The 23,894-nt window shown below is 68.8% G+C and carries 1 protein-coding gene (cut by a window edge); it reads left to right on the forward strand.

Annotated elements, in window-relative coordinates; translation table 11 throughout:
- Nucleotides 1-23,894 carry the 5' portion of a non-ribosomal peptide synthase/polyketide synthase gene (locus tag AC0MAZ_RS14670; RefSeq protein ID WP_475858310.1) on the forward strand. The gene runs 1,555 nt beyond the window's last position, so the window shows 23,894 of its 25,449 coding nt (coding positions 1-23,894); it begins with the start codon at nucleotides 1-3; its stop codon lies beyond the right edge, outside the window.

Raw genomic sequence — 23,894 nt, forward strand, 5'->3', positions numbered from 1 at the left:
ATGCTCTTCAACGAACTCATGGCAGCGCTCTCCACCCGTGCGATCCGACTCCAGCGCGAGGAGGCCGACCTGATCGTCGAAGGCGATGAAGACACCCTCGATGACGCCCTGTGGGATGCATTGGCGGCCCACAAGCCGGCGCTGCTGGAGATGCTCGCCGGCCTGGACCACGGTTGGCTGAGCCCGGCGTTGCGCATTACCCCCGACATGCTGCCCCTGGCCGGCCTCGACCAGGCGGCCATCGACCGCATCGTCGCCACCTTGCCCGGCGGCGCGGCCAACCTGCAGGACATCTACCCGCTGGCACCGCTGCAGGAGGGCATGCTCTACCACTACCTCACGGCGGCCGAGGGCGACCCCTACGTGTTGCAGGCGCAGTTGCGCTTTGCCAGCCCTGTACGCCTGCAGGCGTTCGCCGAGGCCCTCGACTGGGTGATCCAGCGCCACGACATCCTGCGCACGGCGCTGGCCTGGGAATACCTCGACCAGCCGCTGCAGGTGGTGTGGCGCAAGGCGCCGCTGGTCTGCGAGGCCGTCGAGCTGAACGACGACGGGGATGCGCTGGGACAGTTGCGCGAGCGCTTCGACACCCACCGCTATCGCATGGACCTGGGCCAGGCGCCGCTGTTGCGCCTGGTGCATGCCCAGGCCCGCGACGGCGAGGTTCTGGCCTTGCTGCTGTTCCATCACACCGTCATGGATCACACCGGGCTGGATATCGTACGCCGCGAGATCCAGGCCTACCTGGCGGGTGAGGGCGAGCGACTGCCGGCCCCGGTGCCGTTCCGCGACCTGCTGGCCAGAAGTCGGCAGGCCCAGGATGAACAGGCCCATGAGGCCTTCTTCGGCGCCATGCTCGCCGATATCGACGAGCCGACCCTGGCCTTTGGCGTCCAGGAGGTGGCCGGCCAGGCCATGGAGGAAGCCAGGCTGACCCTGGCTTCCGGCCTCAGCCAGCGCCTGCGAGCCCAGGCACGGCTGCTCGGGGTGAGCCCGGCGAGCATCATGCACCTGGGGCTGGCGCGCCTGCTGGGGGCTCTGTCCGGAAGTGAGTCGGTGGTGTTCGGCAGTGTGCTGCTCGGGCGCATGGCGGCGGGTGAGGGCGCTGAACAGGCCCTGGGGATGTTCATCAACACCTTGCCGCTGCGCGTCGACCTGCGCGGGCAGGGCGTGCGTGAGGCGCTGTTGGTCACCCATCGGCAACTGACGGCGTTGCTCGGCCATGAGCAGGCGCCCCTGGCCCTGGCCCAGCGCTGCAGCGGCGTGCTGGCACCGACGCCGCTGTTCAACAGCATGCTCAACTACCGCCACAGTGCCGCGGGCGATGCGGCCGAGGTGATCGCGGTGGCGCCGGGCATCGATGTGGTGGGGGCCGAGGAACGCACCAACTACCCTTTGAGCCTGGCCGTCGACGACCTGGGCGAGGACCTGCGCCTGACGGTCCAGGCGCTCGCCGAGTGGGGCGCCGAGCGCGTGTGCGGGCAGTTGCGGCAAGTCTTCGAAGGGCTGGTGGAGGCGCTCGAGCAGCAGCCCGAGCGGCCTTTGCTGGACCTGCCGGTGCTGACGGTCGAGGAACGCCATCACCTGCTGGTGGACTGCAATGACACGGCGGTCGACCATGACCTGGACCTGCCGCTGCACGCCCTGTTCGAACACCAGGCGCAGCTGCGCCCCAGCGCCGTTGCGCTGGAGGCCGATGGCGAGAGACTGAGCTATCGCCAACTCGACGAGCAGGCCAACCGCCTGGCCCATCACCTGATCGAACTTGGGGTAAAACCTGACGACCGGGTGGCGATCTGCATCGAGCGCGGCGTGTCGATGGTGGTCGGCATGCTGGCCATCCTCAAGGCGGGTGGCGCCTACGTGCCGCTCGATCCGGGTTACCCGGCCGGGCGCATCCGTCATATGCTCGAAGACAGCGCGCCGCTGGCGGTGCTGGTCCACAGCGCTACCCGCGAGATACCGGGCGAGGTGGCGGTACCGCAGGTCGACCTCGACCAGCTGACCTGGGAAGCCTTGCCGGCCACCCGCCCACGGGTGGCCGGGCTCACCCCACGACACCTGGCCTATGTGATCTACACCTCCGGCTCCACCGGCACGCCCAAGGGAGTGATGGTCGAGCACCGCAGCGTGGTCAACCTGGTGCGCTGGGCCGCCGGGCTGTGCCCGACCAGCGCTGACGGCGCGCTGCTGCACAAGACGCCGATCAGTTTCGACGCCTCGGTGTGGGAGCTGTTCTGGCCGCTGGGCAGTGGGTTGCGCCTGGTGCTGGCGCGAGCGGACGGCCAGCGCGACGCGGATTATGTCGCACGGGAGATCATCGAGCGGCAGGTCAGCGTGGTGCAGTTCGTGCCGGCGCTGTTGCAGCAGTTCGTCGAGCAGGCGCGCAGCGCGCAGTGCACGAGCCTGACCGATATCGTTTGCGGTGGCGGCGAGCTGACCGAGTCCCTGGCGCGCCAGGTGCGCGAGCGACTGCCGCAGGTGCGCCTGCACAACGTCTACGGACCCACCGAAACCACGGTCGACTGCACCGTCTTCACCCTGGAGCCCGGACAACCTGTGCCCCACGGCGCGCTGCCGATCGGCCGCCCCATCGACAATACCCGCCTGTACGTCCTCGACGACGCCGACCAGCCGCTGCCGTGGGGCGTGGCCGGGCATCTGCACATCGGTGGCGCGGGGGTGGCGCGGGGTTATCTGGGGCTGGCCGGGCAGCAGGCCGAGCGCTTTATCGACAGTCCGTTCGTAGAGGGCGAGCGCCTGTACCGCAGCGGTGACCTGGTGCGCCAGCGCGCGGACGGGAACCTGGCGTTCCTTGGCCGTAACGACCACCAGGTCAAGCTGCGCGGCCTGCGTATCGAGCCGGGCGAGATCGAGGCCTGCCTGAACCGTCTGCCTGGCGTGCGCGAGGCGCTGGTGCTGGTTCACCAGCACCCGCACAGCGGCCCACGCCTGGTGGCCTACCACAGCGGTCAGGCCCAGGTCGCGCAAGAGCTGCGTGAGCATCTGCTGGGGCAATTGCCCGAGTACATGGTGCCGGCACTGTTCATCCACCTTGAGGCCATGCCGTTGACACCGAACGGCAAGGTCGACCGCAAGGCCCTGCCGGCGCCCGAGGCGCCGACGCGGCAGTACCAGGCACCCGAGGGGCCGGTCGAGACCGCCCTGGCGGCGATCTGGACTGACCTGCTCGGGGTCGAGGCGGTAGGCCGAGACGACAACTTCTTCGAGTTGGGCGGTCACTCGCTACTGGCGGTGCGTCTGGTCGAACGCATGCGCCAGCAGGCGCTGCAAGCCGATGTGCGGGTGCTGTTCAGCCAGCCTACCCTGGCAGCGTTGGCCGCATCGGTGGGCGGGCATGCGGCCGTCGCCGTGCCGGCCAACCGCATCCCCGCCGATTGCACGCGGATCACCCCGGATATGCTGCCCCTGGCCAGCCTCGACCAGGACGCCATCGATGCGCTGGTGCGGCAGATCCCCGGTGGCCTGGCCAATGTCCAGGATATCTACGGCCTGGCGCCGTTGCAGCAGGGCATTCTCTACCATCACCTGGCCAGTGAAGGCGCCGACCCCTATGTGGTGCAGGCGCGTTTCGCCTTTGCCGGGCAAGCCGAGCTGGACGCGTTCGTCGCGGCACTGAACCAGGTCATCGTCCGTCACGACATCCTGCGCACCAGCCTGCACTGGCAGGGCCTCGACGAGGCGGTGCAGGTGGTCTGGCGCGAGGCGCCGCTGGTGCCGAGCCCGGCGCTGGAGACGCTGCGGCTCGACCTGGGGCAGGCGCCACTGTTGCGCCTGAGCAGCCAGGTCCAGGCCGGGCGCCTGGAGGCGACCCTGCTGCTGCACCATATCCTCCTCGACCACACTGCCGTGGAGCAGCTGGTGGCCGAGATCGGTACCTTGCTGCAAGGGCAGACGGCGCTGCCGGACAGCGTGCCGTACCGCAACTATGTAGCCCAGGCGCGCCTGGGCGCCGATCCGCGGGCCGACGAGGCGCTGTTCCGCGAGCTGCTGGGCGATATCGACGCGCCGACCGAGGTGTTCGGATTGCGTGAGGCCGAGGTTGATACTCGCCAGGTCGGTGAAACCCGTCAGTCGTTGGAACCGGAACTGGGCGCACGCCTGCGTGGCCAGGCGAGGACGCTGGGGATCAGCGTGGCCAGCCTGGTGCACCAGGCCTGGGGTCAGGTGCTGGCGCAGTTGTCCGGCCGCGAGGAAGTGGTATTCGGCACCGTGCTGCTCGGTCGCCTGCAGGGCGGCGAGGGCGCCGACCGGGCGCTGGGCATGTTCATCAATACCTTGCCGCTGAGGGTCAGCGTGGGGGCTGCGGGCGTTGCCGATGGCGTGCGTCTGACCCATCAACGCCTGGCGCGCCTGCTGGCCCACGAACAGGCGTCCCTGGCCCTGGCCCAGCGTTGCAGTGGCGTGCCGGCGTCCCAGGCGCTGTTCACCAGCTTGTTGAACTATCGCCACAGTGCCGGTCAACCCGAACACGGGCCAGCCTGGGCCGGGATCGAGCTGCTGACCGCGCAGGAGCGCAGCAATTATCCGCTGGTGGTCAGCGTCGATGACTACGGCAATGACTTCAGGTTGACGGTGCAGGTCGTGGCGCCAGTGGACGGTGGCCGGGTCTGCCAGCTGCTGCGCATGGCGCTGCTGCAACTGGTCACGGCGCTGGAACAGGCGCCGATGAGCGCTTTGCACAACCTGCACCGCTTGCCGGAGGCGGAGCGTGAGCGCGTGGTGCAGCAGTTCAACGGCACGGCACGGGACTACCCGCGTGACCTGGCCGTGCACCGGTTGTTCGAAGCCCAGGCTGCGAACTCCCCGGATGCGCTGGCGGTAGTCCATGGTCAGCTTCGATGGACTTTTGCCCAGCTTGAGTCCCAGGCCAATCGTCTGGCCTATTACCTGCTTGAACAGGGCGTTCGGGCCGGTGACCGCGTGGCCTTGCTGCTGCCTCGCTCGTTCGATCTGCTGGCGGCCCAGCTGGCCGTGAGCAAGTGCGCGGCGGTGTACGTGCCGCTGGACGGCAATGCGCCGGTCGAGCGTCAGGCGTTCATGCTGGCCGACAGCCAGGCGCGGTTGGTGCTGACCCACAGCGACCAGCCCCAGGTGGACGGCGCACGCCGAGTCGAACTCGACCGCCTCGACCTGAGCGGTTATGCCGATGCGCCGTTGGGCCTGGCGGTGGACGCCGGCAGCGCGGCGTACATCATGTACACCTCCGGTTCCACCGGTACACCGAAAGGCGTGCAGGTGCCGCACCGGGCCATCGTGCGCCTGGTGATCAACAACGGCTTTGCCGATTTCAACCGCCAGGACCGGGTGGCCTTCGCCTCCAACCCGGCGTTCGACGCCAGCACCCTGGAGGTCTGGGCGCCACTGCTCAACGGCGGCGCGGTGGTGGTGATCGACCAGGACCAGGTGCTGTCGCGCCAGGGCCTGCGCGAAGTGCTGCTGGAGCAGGGTGTCACCGTGCTGTGGCTGACCGCTGGCCTGTTCCATCAGTTCGCCGGCGATTTGCTGCCGGCGTTCCGAGAGCTTCGCTACCTGATGGTCGGTGGCGATGTGCTGGACCCGGCGGTGATTGCCCGGGTACTGCGCGATGGCGCGCCGCAACACCTGCTCAATGGCTACGGCCCGACCGAGGCCACCACCTTCAGCACCACCTACGAAATCACCGAGGTGGGCGAGGGCAGCATCCCGATTGGCAAGCCGATCGGCAACAGCCGCTGCTATGTGCTCGATGCTCGCCAGCAATTGCTGCCGGTGGGAGCGGTGGGCGAGTTGTATATCGCCGGTGACGGCGTGGCCATGGGGTATCTGGGCCAGCCGGAGCTGACCGCTGAGCGCTTCCTGCCGGATCCGTTCAACGGCGGCACGATGTACCGCAGCGGCGACCTGGTGAGCTGGCAGGCCGACGGCACCCTGCGTTACCTGGGACGCGCCGACCAGCAGGTCAAGCTGCGGGGCTTCCGTATCGAGCTGGGCGAGATCGAGGCACGCCTGGGCGAGTGCCCGGGTGTTCGCGACGCCGCCGTGATCGTGCGCGAGGATGTGCCGGGCGATAAGCGCCTGGTGGCCTATTTCACTGGCCATCAGGCAATCGCTGAACTGCACCAGCAACTGCAAGGCCAACTGCCGGACTACATGTTGCCGTCGGCCTATGTACAACTGGACGCGCTGCCGCTGACTGCCAACGGCAAGCTCGACCGCCGTGCCTTGCCGCAGCCGGGCAGCGACGCGTTGGTCAGCCGTGCCTTCGAGGCGCCGCAAGGTGAAATCGAAACCGCGCTGGCCGCGATCTGGGCCGATGTACTCAAGGTCGAACAAATCGGCCGCCATGACCACTTCTTCGAGCTGGGCGGCCACTCGCTGCTGGCGGTGAGCCTGATCGAGCGCATGCGCAAGGCCGGGCTGGATGCCGACGTGCGCGTACTGTTTGCCCAGCCGACCCTGGCCGCGCTGGCGGCGGCTGTGGGCTCCGGGCGTGAAGTGGCAGTGCCCGAGAACCGTGTGCCGCAAGGCGCGACGCAGATCACGCCGGACATGCTCAGCCTGATCGAGCTGGACCAGGCCAGCATCGACCGTATCGTCGCCAGCGTGCCGGGTGGCGCGGGCAACGTGCAGGAAATCTACCCGCTGGCGCCCTTGCAGGAAGGCATTCTCTATCACCACCTCAGTGCCGAGCAGGGCGACCCGTACCTTTTGCAGTCACGCCTGGCCTTCGACAGCATCGAGCGTTTGCGGGCCTGGGCTGCGGCCTTGCAACAGGTCATCGACCGCCACGACATCCTGCGCACCTCGGTGGTCTGGGAGGGGTTGGGCGAGCCAGTGCAGGTGGTCTGGCGCGAGGCCCGCCTGGCGGTCAGCGAAGTCACCGGGCTGGGCGAAAAGGCGGTAATCGAGCAACTGCAGGCCCGTTTCGATGCCCGCCAGCAGCGCCTGGACCTGACCCGGGCGCCCTTGCTGCGCCTGGTCTATGCCGAGGATCCGCGCCAGGGCGAGTGGGTAGCCCTGTTGCAGTTCCACCACCTGACCCTCGACCACGCCGCCATGGCCGTGGTCGGCGAGGAGATGCAGGCGCTGCTGGACGGGCGTGGTGTCACGCTGCCTGCGGCGGTGCCGTATCGCAATTATGTTGCCCAGGTCTGCCTGGGCGACGATCAGGCTGGCCACGAGGCGTTCTTCCGCGCGCAACTGGGTGATATCGACGAGCCGACCCTGCCGTATGGCCTGGCCGATGTGCAGGGCGATGGCGGGCGCGTCGAACATGCTGCCCTGATGTTGCCGGCCACCCTGGCCCATGGCCTGCGCGAGCAGGCGCGGCAGCGCGGCGTCAGCGCCGCCAGCCTGGTGCACCTGGCCTGGGCCCGTGTGGTGGGCGTGCTGGCGGGGCGTCGCGACGTGGTGTTCGGCACCGTGCTGATGGGCCGCCTGCAAGCGGGCGAGGGCGCCGACCGGGCGCTGGGCATGTTTATCAACACCCTGCCATTGCGGGTGGATATCGCGCTGCCGGTGGACCAGGCGCTGCGCCTCACCCACCAGCGGCTGTCGGCCCTGCTCGGTCACGAGCACGCGCCCCTGGCGCTGGCCCAGCGTTGCAGCGGCGTGGCCGCTTCGGCGCCATTGTTCAGTGCCTTGCTCAACTACCGCCACAGTACCGAGGGCGTCGCTCGCGACGGTGAGGGCATCTGGCAGGGCGTGCGGCTGCTCGGTGGCGAGGAGCGCAGCAATTACCCGCTGACCCTGAGCGTCGACGACCTGGGCGAGGGTTTCAGCCTGAGCGTGCTGGCCGCCGAAGGGCTGCCGGCGGCGCAGATCGGCGGCTGGATGGTCAATACCCTGGACCAATTGCTGCAGGCCCTGCAGCAGTGCCCGGGGCAAGTGGTCGCAGGCTTGCCGATACTGGATGACGAGGCTTCGCGCCAGGTGCTGGGGGACTTCAACGTCACGGCCGTGGGCTATCCGCAAGGGGAGACCGTGCACGCACTGGTCGAGGCCCAGTCGCCCGAAGCATTGGCCGTAGTACAGGGCGAGCTGAGTCTGAGCTATGGAGAACTCAATGAGCGCGCCAACCGCCTGGCTCATCATCTGATCGAGCGTGGCGTGGTCCTGGGCGACCGCGTGGCGCTGTGTCTGGAACGTGGCCCGCAACGGTTGGTGGCGATGCTGGCCGTGCTCAAGGCCGGGGCGGCGTATGTGCCGGTCGATCCGGGTTATCCGGCGCAGCGGATTGCCTACCTGCTCAGCGACAGTGCGCCAGCGCTGGTGCTGGTCGAATCGGCCACTGAAGCGTTGGTCGGCGATGCAGCCAAAGTCATGCTGGATGGCGATGACTGGCTCGGCCACGCGGCCAGCAATCCTATGGTTGCAGGGCTGGACGAGAATCAGCTGGCCTATGTCATCTACACCTCCGGTTCCACCGGCCAGCCCAAGGGTGTAATGGTCGAGCACCGCACCCTGGCCAACCTGATCCACTGGCATTGCCAGACTTTCGGGTTGGGCGAGGGCAGCCACACCTCCAGCGTCGCCGGCTTCGGCTTCGATGCCATGGCCTGGGAAGCCTGGCCGGCGCTGAGCACCGGGGCGGTGCTGCACCTGCCGCCGGCGTCCATCGGCGGCGAGCATGTCGATGAACTGCTCGACTGGTGGCTGGAGCAGCCGCTGCAAGTGAGCTTCCTGCCGACGCCGGTCGCCGAGCAGGCGCTGCGCCGCGAACGCCAGCACCCGACCCTGCGCACGCTGCTGGTCGGCGGTGATCGCCTGCGCCAGTTCGACCGCGATCCGGGCTTTGCGCTGGTCAACAACTATGGCCCGACCGAGACCACCGTGGTGGCGACGTCGGGGCAACTGCAACCGGGCGGTGCGCTGCATATCGGCAAGCCGACCGCCAACACCCGCGTCTATGTGCTGGACGAGCAGCGTCAGCCCGTGCCGGTCGGTGTGACCGGCGAGCTGTACATCGGCGGTGCTCAAGTCGCTCGGGGCTACCTCAACCGCCCTGAACTGACCGCCGAGCGCTTCCTCGACGATCCGTTCAACGGTGGCCGGATGTACCGCACGGGCGATCTGGTGCGCTGGAATGCCGATGGCACGCTGGACTACCAGGGTCGCAATGACGACCAGGTGAAGATCCGTGGCGTACGGGTCGAGCTGGGCGAGATCGAGGCCGCGCTGAAGGCCCAGCCGGGCATTACGGACGCGGTGGTGCTGGTGCGTGACGAGCGTCTGCTGGCCTGGTTCACCGAAACCGCCGTGGTCGATCTCGACACCTTGCGCCAAGGTCTGCAAGTCAGCCTTCCGGGTCACTTGGTACCGCAAGCCTTCATGCGTCTGGAGGAACTGCCACTGACCAGCCACGGCAAGCTGGACCGCAAGGCCTTGCCGGAACCGGCCATGCTCACCGGCCAGGCCTACGCCATGCCGCAAGGCCCCGTGGAAACCACTATCGCGGCACTCTGGGCCGAGGTGCTGGGCGTTGCGCAGGTCGGTCGCCACGACAACTTCTTCGAACTGGGCGGTCACTCGCTGCTGGCGGTGAGCCTCACCGCGCGCCTGCGCCAGGCCGGTTTGCAGGCCGACGTGCGCACGTTGTTCGGCCAGCCGACCGTGGCGGCACTGGCGGCGACCCTGGGCCATGGCCGCCAGGTCGAGGTCCCGGCCAACCGGATCCCCGTCGGCTGCACCCAGATCACTCCGGACATGCTGCCACTGGTGGACCTTGAACCTGCTGCCATCGAACGCATCGTCGCCACGGTGCCGGGCGGCGCGGCCAACGTGCAGGACATCTACCCGCTGGCGCCGTTGCAGGAGGGCATCCTCTACCACCACCTCAGCTCGCCGGAGCACGATCCCTATGTGCTGCAGTCGCGCATGGCGTTCGACAGCCCGGCGCGCCTGGAAGCGTTCGCCAGGGCCTTGCGCCAGGCCATCAGCCGTCACGACGTGCTGCGCACCGCCGTGCTCTGGGAAGGCCTGGAGCAACCGCTGCAGGTGGTCTGGCGCGAGGCGCCACTGCTGGTCGCGCCGCTCGACGGCCACGACCTGCAACGCCTCGACCTGGCCCGGGCGCCGCTGATCCGCCTGCTGTATCGCGATGAGGCCGGCAGCCAGCGCATCGAGGCACTGCTGCAGTTCCACCATATCGTTCTCGACCACACCGCCCTGGAGATCATCGGCGCGCAGCTGCTCGGCTACCTGCAGGGCAGCGCCGTGCCAGTGCAGGCCCCGGTGCCTTACCGCAACTACGTGGCCCAGGCGCGCCTTGGCGTCAGCCAGGCCGAGCACGAGGCGTTCTTCCGCGCCCAGCTGGGCGATATCGACGAGCCGACGCTGCCCTACGGCCTGAGCGATGTGCAGGGCGACGGCCAGGCCATCGAGGAAGCCCACCTCTGGCTGGACCAGACCCTGGCCGCGCGTTTGCGGCAACAGGCCCGGCAGCTGGGCATCAGCCCCGCCAGCCTGTTCCACCTGGCCTTCGCCCGCCTGTTGGCGGCCGTCAGCGGCACTGATCGAGTCGTGTTCGGCACTGTGTTGCTGGGCCGCCTGGAGGCCGGCGAGGGCGCCGAGCGGGCCTTGGGCATGTTCATCAATACCTTGCCGCTGCGCCTGGACCTTGCAGGCATCGACCTGCAGGACGCCGTGCGTCAGACCCAGCAGCGCCTGAGCGCCTTGCTGGTGCACGAGCATGCGTCGCTGGCCCTGGCCCAGCGTTGCAGTGGCGTGCCGGCTCCGGCGCCGCTGTTCAGCGCCATGCTCAACTACCGCCATGGCCAGGCGGCGAGCGAGGCCCGGCGCCTGGAATGGCAGGGCATCGAGTTCCTCGATGGCCAGGAGCGCAGCAACTACCCGCTGAGCCTGAGCGTGGACGACATGGGGGAAGACTTCCGCCTAGTGGCAATGACCCCGGCGAGCGTCGGCGCCCAGCGGGTCTGCGGGCAGTTGCGGCAGGTGCTGCAGGGCATGGTGGAAGGTCTGGAGGCTCAGCCACGGCAAGCGCTGCTGGCGCTGCCGGTATTGCCGGACGATGAGCGTGAGCATCTGTTGCAGACCTGCAACGCCACGGCCCAGGCCGGCAATCTCGAACAGCCTGTCCAGGCGTTGTTCGAGCAGCAGGTGGCGCGCGATCCCGAGGCGATCGCCGTGCAGTCTGACGACGGACAACTCAGCTATCGCCAGCTGAATGCCGAGGCCAATCGCCTGGCCCACCACCTGATCGCACTGGGCGTGCGGCCCGACGACCGGGTGGCAATCTGTGTCGAGCGCGGCCTGCCGCTGGTGGTCGGCCTGCTGGCGATCCTCAAGGCCGGCGGTGCCTATGTGCCGCTGGACCCGGACTACCCGGCAGAACGTATCGGCCACATGCTCGCCGACAGTCAGCCGCGAGCGCTACTGGTGCAACAAGGCACGCGGACGCTGGTCGGCGAAGCGGTGGTGCCGCAGGTCGATCTCGATCAGCCCAGCTGGGACGGGCAGCCGGACAGCGACCCACGGGTGCCCGGGCTGAACGGCGCGCACCTGGCCTATGTGATCTACACCTCAGGTTCCACCGGCCTGCCCAAGGGGGTGATGGTCGAGCACCGCAACCTGGCCAACCTGGTGCACTGGAGTGCCCGCCGGTTCCCGGCCGGCGGCGCAGTGTTGCACAAGACCCCGGTGAGCTTCGACGCCTCGGTGTGGGAGCTGTTCTGGCCTTTGTGCAGCGGGCTGCGCCTGGTGCTGGCCAAGCCGGATGGCCAGCGCGACCCGCAGTACCTGGCCGGGCTGATCCGCCAGCAGCAGGTCGGCGTGGTGCAATTCGTGCCCGCGCTGTTGCAGCAGTTCCTCGACCAGGACGACAGTGCCGCCTGCGCCAGCCTCAGCGATATCGTCTGCGGTGGTGGCGAGCTGACCGAGGCCCTGGCCCGACAAGTACGCCAGCGCCTGCCACAGGTGCGCTTGCACAACGTCTACGGCCCCACCGAAACCACGGTCGACTGCAGCGCCTGGACCCTGGAGCCCGGACAGCCGATTCCACCCGGCGCGTTGCCGATTGGCCAACCCATCGACAACACCCGCCTGTACGTCCTCGATGCCCACGACCAGCCGGTACCCTGGGGCGTCGCCGGCCAGCTGCATATCGGCGGCGCCGGGGTGGCGCGTGGCTACCTGGGGCTGCCGGAGCAACAGGCCGAACGCTTCATCGCCAGCCCGTTCGTCGAGGGTGAGCGCCTGTACCGCAGCGGCGATCGGGTACGCCAGGCCGCCGACGGCAGCCTGACGTTCCTTGGTCGTACCGACCACCAGATCAAGCTGCGCGGCCTGCGCATCGAGCCGGGCGAGATCGAGGCCTGCCTGAACCGCGTGGCCGGCGTGCGCGAGGCCCTGGTGCTGGTCCACCGGCACCCACACGGCGGTGATCGCCTGGTCGCCTACCACCGTGGCGAGCCGCAGCCGGCCGACGCGCTGCGCCAGGCATTGCTGGCGCGGTTGCCGGAGTACATGGTGCCGGCGCTGTTCATCCACCTCGACAGCTGGCCGCTGACCCCCAATGGCAAGCTCGACCGCCAGGCGCTACCGCTGCCGGACGTGCAGGCGCGCCAGTACGAGGTGCCACAAGGCGAGACCGAGGTGCTGCTGGCCGAGATCTGGTCGCAACTGCTGGGCGTGGAGCGGGTAGGGCGGCACGACAACTTCTTCGAACTGGGCGGTCACTCGCTGCTGGCCGTGACCCTCACCGCGCGCCTGCGCCAGGCCGGCCTGCAGGTGGATGTACGCACCCTGTTCGGCCAGCCGAGCGTGGCCGCGCTGGCGGCTACCCTGGGCCAGGGCGGCGCGGTGGTGGTGCCGGCCAACCGGATTCCGGCGGGCTGCACCCTCATCACCCCGGACATGCTGCCGCTGGTCGACCTGGAACCGGCCGCCATCGAGCGCATCGTCGCCGCGGTGCCGGGTGGCGCGGCCAATGTCCAGGATATCTACCCCCTGGCGCCGTTGCAGGAGGGCATCCTCTATCTGCACCTCAGCGCCGTGGGCGTCGATCCCTACGCCCTGCGGGCACGGCTGCGCTTCGACAGCCCGGCGCGGCTGCGGGTGTTCGCACAGGCCCTGGAACAGGTCATCGCCCGGCACGACATCCTGCGTACCGCAGTGCTCTGGGATGGCCTGCCGCAGCCGGTACAGGTGGTCTGGCGCCAGGCGCCGCTGCAACTGGCGCCGCTCGACGACGCCCACCTGGCGCGCCTGGACCTTGGCCAGGCGCCGCTGATCCGCCTGCTGCATCGCACCGAACCGGGTGGCCAGCGGGTCGAGGCGGTGCTGCAGTTCCACCATATCGTGCTCGACCATATCGCCATGCAGGCGGTGCAGGCCGAGCTGCGCGGCTACCTGCTGGGGCAGACCGAGCCACTGCCGGCCTCGGTGCCGTACCGTAACTATGTGGCACAGGCACGCCTTGGCGTCAGCGAGGCCGAGCACGAGGCGTTCTTCCGCGCCCGCCTGGGTGATATCGACGAGCCAAGCCTGCCGTTCGGCCTGCGCGAGGTGCAGGGCGAAGGTCAGGCCCTCGATGAGGCCGAGGTGGAATTCGACGGCCTTCGCTATGGTCGCCTGCGCGACCAGGCCCGCCAGCTGGGGGTGAGTACCGCGAGCCTGGTGCACCTGGCTTGGGCGCGCCTGCTGGCGGTGGCCTGCGGCAAGGACCGCGTGGTCTTCGGCACCGTACTGCTGGGCCGCCTGCAGGGCGGCGAGGGCAGCGAGCGGGCCCTGGGCATGTTCATCAACACCCTGCCGTTGCGGGTCGAGCTGGATGGGCTGGGCGTGCGCGACGGCGTGCTGGCCACCCACCGCGAGCTGTCGGCGCTGCTGGTCCACGAGCACGCCTCGCTGGCCCTGGCCCAGCGCTGCAGCCAGGTGGCCGCGCCGCTGCCGCTGTTCAGCGCCATGCTCAACTACCGGCAGAGCACCCGCGCCGCGCCGCAGCCACAGGCCTGGGAGGGGATCGAGACCCTGGGCAGCGAAGGGCGCACCAACTACCCGCTGAGCCTCAACGTCGATGACTTCGGCGATGGCCTGCGCCTGGGCGTGCAGGTGTCGGCCCAGGGGGGCGCACAGCGGATCTGCGCGCAGATGCTGCAGGTGCTCGACGGTCTGTTGCTGGCGCTCGAGCAGCATCCGCAGCAGGCGCTGAACCGCTTGCCGGTGCTGAGTGCCGAGGAGCGGCGCCAGGTGCTGGTCGAGTTCAATGACACGGCGGTGGCGTACGACCTGGAGCAGACCCTGCACGGCATGATCGAGGCTCAGGTTCGACGCACCCCGACCGCTGTGGCGGTGAGGGCGGAGGAAGGCGAGCTGACCTATCGCCAGCTCGACGAGCAGGCCAACCGCCTGGCCCATCACCTGATTGCGCTGGGGGTAAAACCCGACGCGCGCGTGGCGATCTGCCTCGAGCGCGGCCTGTCGATGGTGGTCGGCCTGCTGGCCATCCTCAAGGCCGGTGGCGCCTACGTGCCGGTCGACCCGGACTACCCGGCCGAGCGCATCCGCCACATGCTCGATGACAGCGCGCCGCTGGCGGTGCTGGTGCACGGTGCCACCCGCGACGTGCCGCAGGCGAGCCCGGCGACGCTGATCGACCTCGACCGACCGACCTGGCAGGCACAGCCGGCGCATGCCCCACAGGTGCCCGGGCTGACCCCGCGCCACCTGGCCTATGTGATCTACACCTCCGGCTCCACCGGCCTGCCCAAGGGCGTGATGAACGAGCACGCCGGGGTGGTCAACCGCCTGCTGTGGATGCAGGACGCCTACCGACTGGGCGCTGGTGACGTGGTGCTGCAGAAGACCCCGTTCAGCTTCGACGTGTCGGTGTGGGAGTTCCTCTGGCCGCTGCAGACCGGCGCCCGCCTGGTGATGGCGCGCCCTGGCGGACACCGCGACCCCGAGTACCTGCGCGCGGTCATCCGTGAAGAGCAGGTCAGCACCTTGCACTTCGTGCCGTCGATGCTTGATGTGTTCCTCGCCCATGGCGAAGTCCTGCCACATCAGCTCAAGCGTGTGCTGTGCAGCGGTGAGGCCTTGCCCGGCAGCCTGGCAAGGCGTTTCCACGCACAGCTGCCGACGGTCGAGCTGCACAACCTGTACGGCCCGACCGAGGCGGCGGTGGATGTCAGTGCCTGGCACTGCGTGGCGGCACCGGACAACACGCCGATCGGCAAGCCGATCGCCAATACCGCGCTGTACGTGCTGGACGCCCAGGGCCAGCCGGTACCGGTGGGTGTGGCCGGCGAGCTGTATATCGGTGGCGTGCAGGTGGCGCGGGGGTATCTCAACCGCGAGCAACTGACCGCTGAACGCTTCCTCGATGATCCGTTCTCGCTCAGGGCCGGTGGCCGGATGTACCGCACCGGTGACCTGGCCCGCTATCTGGCCGACGGCAACCTGGAATACCTCGGGCGCAACGACGATCAGGTGAAGATTCGTGGCCTGCGCATCGAACTGGGCGAGATCCAGGCCTGCCTGACCCGTATCGAAGGGGTCAAGGAGGCGGTGGTGCTGGCCCGCGAGCAGCGCCTGGTGGCGTACTACACCGGCGCCCGGCAGGCGCCGGACACGCTGCGCGCTGCGCTGCTGGGCCAGTTGCCGGAGTTCATGGTGCCGGCTTCCTGTACCCACCTCGAGGCGCTGCCGCTGAGCCCCAACGGCAAGCTCGACCGCAAGGCGCTGCCGCAGCCGGAAACCACGCAGCAGGCCTATGAGGCGCCGCAAGGCGAAGTCGAGACCCTGCTGGCGCAGCTGTGGAGCGAACTGCTGGGTGTGGCTAAGGTCGGTCGCCATGACAACTTCTTCGAGCTCGGCGGCCACTCGCTGCTGGCCGTGACCCTGACCGCGCGCATGCGCCAGGCCGGCCTGGCGGCGGATGTACGGGTACTGTTCGGCCAGCCGAGCCTGGCCGCGCTGGCGGCGGCGGTGGGCGGCGAGGCGACGCTGGAAGTGCCGGCCAACCGTATCCCGGCGGGCTGCACACGCATCACCCCCGACATGTTGCCGCTGGCGCGCCTGGAACAGGCCGCGCTCGACAGCCTGGTGCAGAGGATTCCCGGCGGTGCGGCCAATATCCAGGACCTGTACGCCCTGGCGCCGTTGCAGCAGGGCATTCTCTACCACCACCTGGCCAGTGCCGAGGTCGACCCCTACGTACTGCAACTGAAGTTCGCCTTTGCCGGCGAGGCCGAGCTGGAAGCCTTCGTCGCGGCGCTGAACCAGGTCATCGCCCGCCACGACATCCTGCGTACCAGCGTGCACTGGCAGGGGCTCGACGAAGCGGTGCAGGTGGTCTGGCGCGAGGCGCGCCTGGACCTTGAGCCGGCACTGGACAGCCCGCGCCTGGACCTGGGCCGCGCACCGTTGATGCACCTGAGCAGCCATATGCAACAGGGCCGCTTGCAGGCGACCCTGCTGCTGCACCATATCCTCCTCGACCACGCTGCCATGGAACTGCTGGTGGTCGAGGTCGGCGATGCGCTGCTGGGGCGCACGCCCGAGGGCGACAGCGTGCCGTACCGCAACTATGTGGCCCAGGCGCGCCTGCGTGACGACAGCCAGGCGCAGGAGGCGCTGTTCCGCGAACTGCTGGGCGATATTGACGAGCCGACCGAAGTGTTCGGCCTGCGCGGGGCGCTGGGCGATGGCAGCCACGTGCTCGACCACCGCGAGCGCCTGGACGAGCCACTGGCCCTGCGCCTGCGTCAGCAGGCACGGTTGCTGGGCATCAGCGTCGCCAGCCTGGTGCACCAGGCCTGGGGGCAGGTGCTGGCGCAGCTGTCAGGCCGCGAGGAAGTGGTGTTCGGCACCGTGCTGCTCGGTCGCCTGCAGGGCGGCGAGGGCGCCGAGCGGGCGCTGGGCATGTTCATCAACACCTTGCCGTTGCGGGTCAGTGTGGGGGAGATGGATGTGGTCGACGGCGTGCGTCTGACCCACCAGCGCCTGGCGCGCCTGCTGGCCCACGAGCAGGCCTCCCTGGCCCAGGCCCAGCGCTGCAGCGGCGTGCCGGCCTCCCAGGCGCTGTTCACCAGCCTGCTCAACTACCGCCATAGCGCGGCCTCCGGGGCGCAGCGCGCACAGGCCTGGCAGGGCATCGAACTGCTGGCCGCCCATGAGCGCAGCAACTACCCGCTGGTGGTCAGCGTCGACGACCTGGGTGACGGTTTCATCCTGACCGTGCAGGCCGTGCCGCAAGTGGATGGGCTACTGGTCTGCCAGCTGCTGCAGACGGCCCTGGCGCGGTTGGTCGATACCTTGGCGGACACGCCGGCGGCGCCGTTGAACCGTATCAACGCCTTGCCGGACGCCGAACGCGAGCGCGTGGCGCGGCAGTTCAACGCGCCCCGTCGCGACTATCCCCGCGACCTGCCCGTGCATGCCCTGTTCGAGGCGCAGGCCAAGGCCAGCCCGGATGCGCTGGCGGTGGCCCATGGCACGCGGCGCTGGAGCTACCAGGCGCTTGACCGGCAGGCCAGTCGGCTGGCCGGGTACCTGCTGGAGCAGGGGGTACAGGCGGGTGACCGGGTAGCCTTGCTGCTGCCTCGCTCGTTCGATCTGCTGGCGGCCCAGCTGGCTGTAAGCAAATGCGCGGCGGTGTTCGTGCCGCTGGACGGCAACGCGCCGGCCGAACGCCAGGCGTTCATGGTGGCCGACAGCCAGGCGCGGCTGTTGCTGACCCACAGCGACCAGCCGCAGGTGGACGGCGCACGCCGGGTCGAACTCGACCGCCTCGACCTGAGCGGCTACGCGGATGCGCCGTTGGGCCTGGCGGTGGACGCCGGCAGCGCGGCGTACATCATGTACACCTCTGGCTCCACCGGTACACCGAAAGGCGTGCAGGTGCCGCACCGGGCCATCGTGCGGTTGGTGATCAACAACGGCTTTGCCGATTTCAACCGCCAGGACCGCGTGGCCTTTGCTTCCAACCCGGCGTTCGACGCCAGCACCCTGGAAGTCTGGGCGCCACTGCTCAACGGCGGCGCGGTGGTGGTGGTCGACCAGGACACGGTGCTGTCGCGCCAGGGCCTGCGCGAAGTCCTGCTGGAGCAGGGCGTCACCGTGCTGTGGCTCACCGCCGGCCTGTTCCACCAGTTTGCCGACGATTTGCTGCCGGTGTTCCGAGGCCTGCGCTACCTGATGGTCGGTGGCGATGTGCTGGACCCGGCGGTGATTGCCCGGGTACTGCGCGATGGCGCGCCGCAACACCTGCTCAATGGCTACGGCCCGACCGAGGCCACCACCTTCAGCACCACCTACGAAATCACCGAGGTGGGCGAGGGCAGCATCCCGATTGGCAAGCCGATCGGCAACAGCCGCTGCTATGTGCTCGATGCCCGCCAGCAATTGCTGCCGGTGGGAGCGGTGGGCGAGTTGTACATCGCCGGTGACGGCGTGGCCCTGGGGTATCTGGGCCAGCCGGAGCTGACGGCTGAGCGCTTCCTGCCGGATCCGTTCAACGGCGGCACGATGTACCGCAGCGGTGACCTGGTGAGCTGGCAGACCGACGGTACATTGCGTTACCTGGGCCGTGCCGACCAGCAGATCAAGCTGCGTGGTTTCCGTATCGAACTGGGCGAGATCGAGGCACGCCTGGGCGGGTGCCCGGGTGTGCGTGATGCCGCCGTGATCGTGCGCGAGGATGTGCCGGGCGATAAGCGCCTGGTGGCCTATTTCACTGGCCATCAGGCAATCGCTGAACTGCACCAGCAACTGCAAGGCCAACTACCGGACTACATGCTGCCTTCGGCCTATGTACAACTGGACGCGCTACCGCTGACCGCCAACGGCAAACTCGACCGCCGCGCCTTGCCGCAGCCGGGCAGCGACGCGTTGGTCAGCCGTGCCTTCGAGGCGCCGCAAGGTGAGATCGAAACCGCGCTGGCCGCGATCTGGGCCGAGGTGCTCAAGGTCGAACAAATCGGCCGCCATGACCACTTCTTCGAACTGGGTGGCCACTCGCTGCTGGCGGTGAGCCTGATCGAGCGCATGCGCAAGGCCGGGCTGGATGCCGACGTGCGCGTGCTGTTCGCCCAGCCGACCCTGGCCGCGCTGGCGGCTGCTGTGGGCTCCGGGCGTGAAGTGGCAGTGCCCGAGAACCGTGTACCGCAGGGTGCGACGCAGATCACGCCGAATATGCTCAGCCTGATCGACCTGGACCAGGCCAGCATCGACCGTATCGTCGCCAGCGTGCCGGGTGGCGCGGCCAACGTGCAGGAGATCTACCCGCTGGCGCCGCTTCAGGAAGGCATCCTCTACCATCACCTCAGTGCCGAGCAGGGCGACCCGTACCTGCTGCAGACCCGCCTGGCCTTCGACAGCCTGGATCGGTTGCAGGCCTGTGCCGATGCCTTGCAACAAGTCATCAACCGCCACGACATCCTGCGCACCTCGGTGGTCTGGGAAGGGCTGGGCGAGCCGGTGCAGGTGGTCTGGCGCCAGGCCCAGCTGGCGGTCAGCGAGGTCACCGGCCTGGGCGAAGAGGCGGTGATCGAGCGGCTGCACGCGCACTTCGATGCCCGCCTGCAACGCCTGGACCTGACCCAGGCGCCGCTGCTGCGTCTGACCTACGCCCTGGACCCGGCCCTGCAACGGGTGGTGGCCGTTTTACACTTCCACCACCTGGCCCTGGATCACACGGCGATGGAGGTGATCGTCCACGAACTGCAGGCGATCCTCTCCGGTCGCCGGCACCTGTTGAGTGCGCCCGTGCCGTACCGCACCTACGTGGCCCAGGTACGCCTGGGCGCCGCCGAGGCGGGGCACGAGGCGTTCTTCCGCGACATGCTCGGCGATGTCGACGAGCCGACCCTGCCGATGGGCTTGGCCGATGTGCAGGGCGACGGGCGCGATATCGAGGAGTCGCGCCTGCCGCTGGATCCGGCCTTGTCGCGCCGGGTGCGCGAGCAGGCAAGGGCACTCGGGGTCAGCGCCGCGAGCCTGATGCACCTGGCCTGGGCCCGCGTGATGGGCGTGCTGGCGGGGCGTGCTGACGTGGTGTTCGGCACCGTGCTGATGGGCCGCCTGCAAGGCGGTGACGGCGCCGACCGGGCGCTGGGGGTGTTCATCAACACCTTGCCGCTGCGCATCGACACCGCCAAGGGCGCCCGCGATGCGGTGCAGGCCACCCACCAGCGGCTGTCGGCGTTGCTTGGGCATGAGCATGCGTCGTTGGCACTGGCCCAGCGTTGCAGCGGCGTGCCGGCCTCGGCGCCGCTGTTCAGTGCCTTGCTCAACTACCGCCATAGCCCGACGGATACGGCCGGTGTGGATGTCGCAAGCTTCCAGGGCATGCATCAGCTCGGCGGTGAAGAGCGCAGCAACTACCCGCTGACCCTGAGCGTGGACGACCACGGGGAAGGTTTCAGCCTGAGCGTACTGGCCCAGCTGGGGATCGGTGCCGAGCGGGTCGCAGGTTGGATGACCGCTGCCGTGAGCCAGTTGATCCAGGCGTTGGAGCAAGGTGGCGCGGCGCAGGTCGACAGGCTGCCCATCCTCGACGGCATGCAGCGACGCCAGGTGCTAGAAGGTTTCAATGCCACGGCCGTGGATTATCCCCAGGGGCAGACCGTGCACGCGCTGGTCGAGGCCCAAGCGCCTGAAGCATTGGCCGTTGTACAGGGTGGGCTGAGTCTGAGCTACGGCGAGCTCAACGCGCGCGCCAACCGCCTGGCTCATCATCTGATCGAGCGCGGCGTGAGCCTGGGCGACCGCGTGGCGCTGTGCCTGGAACGTGGCCCGCAACGGCTGGTGGCGATGCTGGCCGTGCTCAAGGCCGGCGCGGCCTATGTGCCGGTCGATCCGGGCTATCCGGCGCAGCGGATTGCCTATCTGCTCAGTGACAGCGCACCGGCATTGGTGCTGGTCGAATCGGCCACCGAAGCGTTGGTCGGCGATGTAGCCAAAGTCATGCTGGATGGCGATGACTGGCTCGACCACGTGGCCAGCAATCCTGTGGTTGCAGGGCTGGACGAGAATCAGCTGGCTTATGTCATCTACACCTCCGGTTCCACCGGTCAGCCCAAGGGGGTGATGGTCGAGCACCGCACCCTGGCCAACCTGATCCACTGGCATTGCCAGGCCTTCGAGTTGGGCGAGGGCAGCCACACCTCCAGCGTCGCCGGCTTCGGCTTCGATGCCATGGCCTGGGAAGCCTGGCCGGCACTGAGCACCGGGGCGGTGCTGCACCTGCCGCCGGCGTCCATCGGCGGCGAGCATGTCGATGAACTGCTCGACTGGTGGCTGGAGCAGCCGCTGCAAGTGAGCTTCCTGCCGACGCCGGTCGCCGAGCAGGCGCTGCGCCGCGAACGCCAGCACCCGGCCCTGCGCACGCTGCTGGTCGGCGGTGATCGCCTGCGCCAGTTCGACCGCGATCCGGGCTTCGCGCTGGTCAACAACTATGGCCCGACCGAGAGCACCGTGGTGGCGACGTCGGGGCAACTGCAACCGGGCGGTGCGCTACATATCGGCAAGCCGACCGCCAACACCCGCGTCTATGTACTCGACGAGCAACGCCAGCCCGTACCAGTGGGGGTGACCGGCGAGCTGTACATCGGTGGTGCGCAGGTCGCCCGAGGTTACTTCAAACGCCCTGAACTGACTGCCGAGCGTTTCCTCGACGATCCGTTCAACGGCGGCCGGATGTACCGCACGGGCGATCTGGTGCGCTGGAATGTCGATGGCACGCTGGACTACCAGGGCCGCAATGACGACCAGGTGAAGATCCGTGGCGTACGGGTCGAGCTGGGCGAGATCGAGGCCGCGCTGAAGGCCCAGCCGGGCATTACGGACGCGGTGGTGCTGGTGCGTGACGAGCGTCTGCTGGCCTGGTTCACCGAAACCGCCGTGGTCGATCTCGACACCTTGCGCCAAGGTCTGCAAGTCAGCCTTCCGGGTCACTTGGTACCGCAAGCCTTCATGCGTCTGGAGGAACTGCCACTGACCAGCCACGGCAAGCTGGACCGCAAGGCGCTGCCGGACCCTGATCCTGCAGCCCTGGCACGCCAGGCCTATGTCGCTCCAATCGGCGCGACCGAGGAGGCCATGGCTGCAATCTGGGCTGAAGTCCTGGGCATCGAACAGGTCGGTCGCCACGACAACTTCTTCGAACTGGGCGGCCACTCGCTGCTGGCGGTGAGCCTCACCGCGCGTCTGCGCCAGGCCGGCCTGCAGGCCGACGTGCGCACCTTGTTCGGTCAGCCGACCGTGGCGGCACTGGCGGCGACCCTGGGCCATGGCCGCCAGGTCGAGGTCCCGGCCAACCGGATCCCGGTCGACTGCACCCGGATCACCCCGGACATGCTGCCACTGGTGGACCTTGAACCTGCTGCCATCGAACGCATCGTCGCCACGGTGCCGGGCGGCGCGGCCAACGTGCAGGACATCTACCCACTGGCGCCGTTGCAGGAAGGCATTCTCTACCACCACCTCAGCTCGCCGGAGCACGATCCCTATGTGCTGCAATCGCGCATGGCCTTCGCCAGCCGTGACCGGCTGCACGCCTTCGTCGATGCCCTGGGCAAGGTCATCGCCCGTCATGACGTGCTGCGTACTTCGGTGCTGTGGGACGGCCTGCCGCAGGCATTGCAGGTAGTCTGGCGCCAGGCTGGGCTGGCGCTGTTCGAGGTGGCCGACGAGACTGCGGTGCCCCATGCCCTGGCCCTCGACCAGGCGCCACTGGTGCGCCTGTTCCACTGGCCGGACGCGCAGGGCGCCGGACGGCAGGCCGTGCTGCAGTTCCACCATATCGTCCTCGACCATACCGCGCTGGATGTGCTCGGCCGGGAACTGGTCAGCTATCTGCAAGGCGCGCCGGTGCCCGCCGAACAGGGCGCGCCGTACCGCAACTACGTGGCCCAGGCGCGGCTGGGCGTCAGCCAGGCCGAGCACGAGGCGTTCTTCCGCGAGCAGTTGGGCGATATCGACGAGCCGACCCTGCCGTTCGGCCTGGGCGACGTGCAGGTCGACGGCCTCGGCATCGAAGAGGCCCAGCTATGGCTGGACGAACCCCTGGCCACCGGTCTGCGCCAGCAGGCACGGCAGCTGGGCATCAGCGTCGCCAGCCTGTTCCACCTGGCCTACGCCCGCCTGCTGGCCGCCGCCAGCGACCGTGACAGCGTGGTATTCGGCACCGTGCTGCTCGGTCGCCTGGAAGGCGGCGCGGGAGCGGACCAGGCGCTGGGCATGTTCATCAACACCTTGCCGCTGCGCCTGGACCTTGCAGGCATCAACCTGCAGGACGCCGTGCGCCAGACCCAGCAGCGCCTGAGCGCCTTGCTGGCCCACGAGCATGCCTCGCTGGCCCTGGCCCAGCGTTGCAGCGGCGTGCCGGCCCCGGCGCCGCTGTTCAGCGCCATGCTCAACTACCGCCACGGCAGCCAGGCGGACGAGGACCAGCGCCAGGCCCTGCAAGGCATCGAGACCCTGGACAGCAACGAGCGCAGCAACTACCCGCTGAGCCTGAGCGTGGACGATATAGGCGAGCGCTTCCGTCTGGTTGCCCTGGCGCCGGCGGCGGTCGGCGCGGCGCGCGTCTGCGAGCAGATGCGGCGGGTGCTGGAGGCCATGGCCGAGGCCTTGGCCCATCAGCCACGGCAAGCGCTGCTGCAACTGCCAGTACTGTCGGCCGAGGAACGCGACCAGCTGGTGCACGACTTCAACCGCACGGCGCAGCCCCACGACCTGAACCGGACCCTCCAGGACCTGTTTGAGGCCCAGGCGTTGCGTAGGCCCGAGGCCGTTGCGCTCAGCGCCGAGCAGGGTGAACTCAGCTATGAGCAGCTCAATGCCCAGGCCAACCGTCTGGCCCATCACCTGATCGCGCTGGGTGTACGGCCCGACGATCGGGTGGCGATCTGTGTCGAGCGCGGTCT

Source organism: Pseudomonas sp. A (assembly GCF_056270345.1).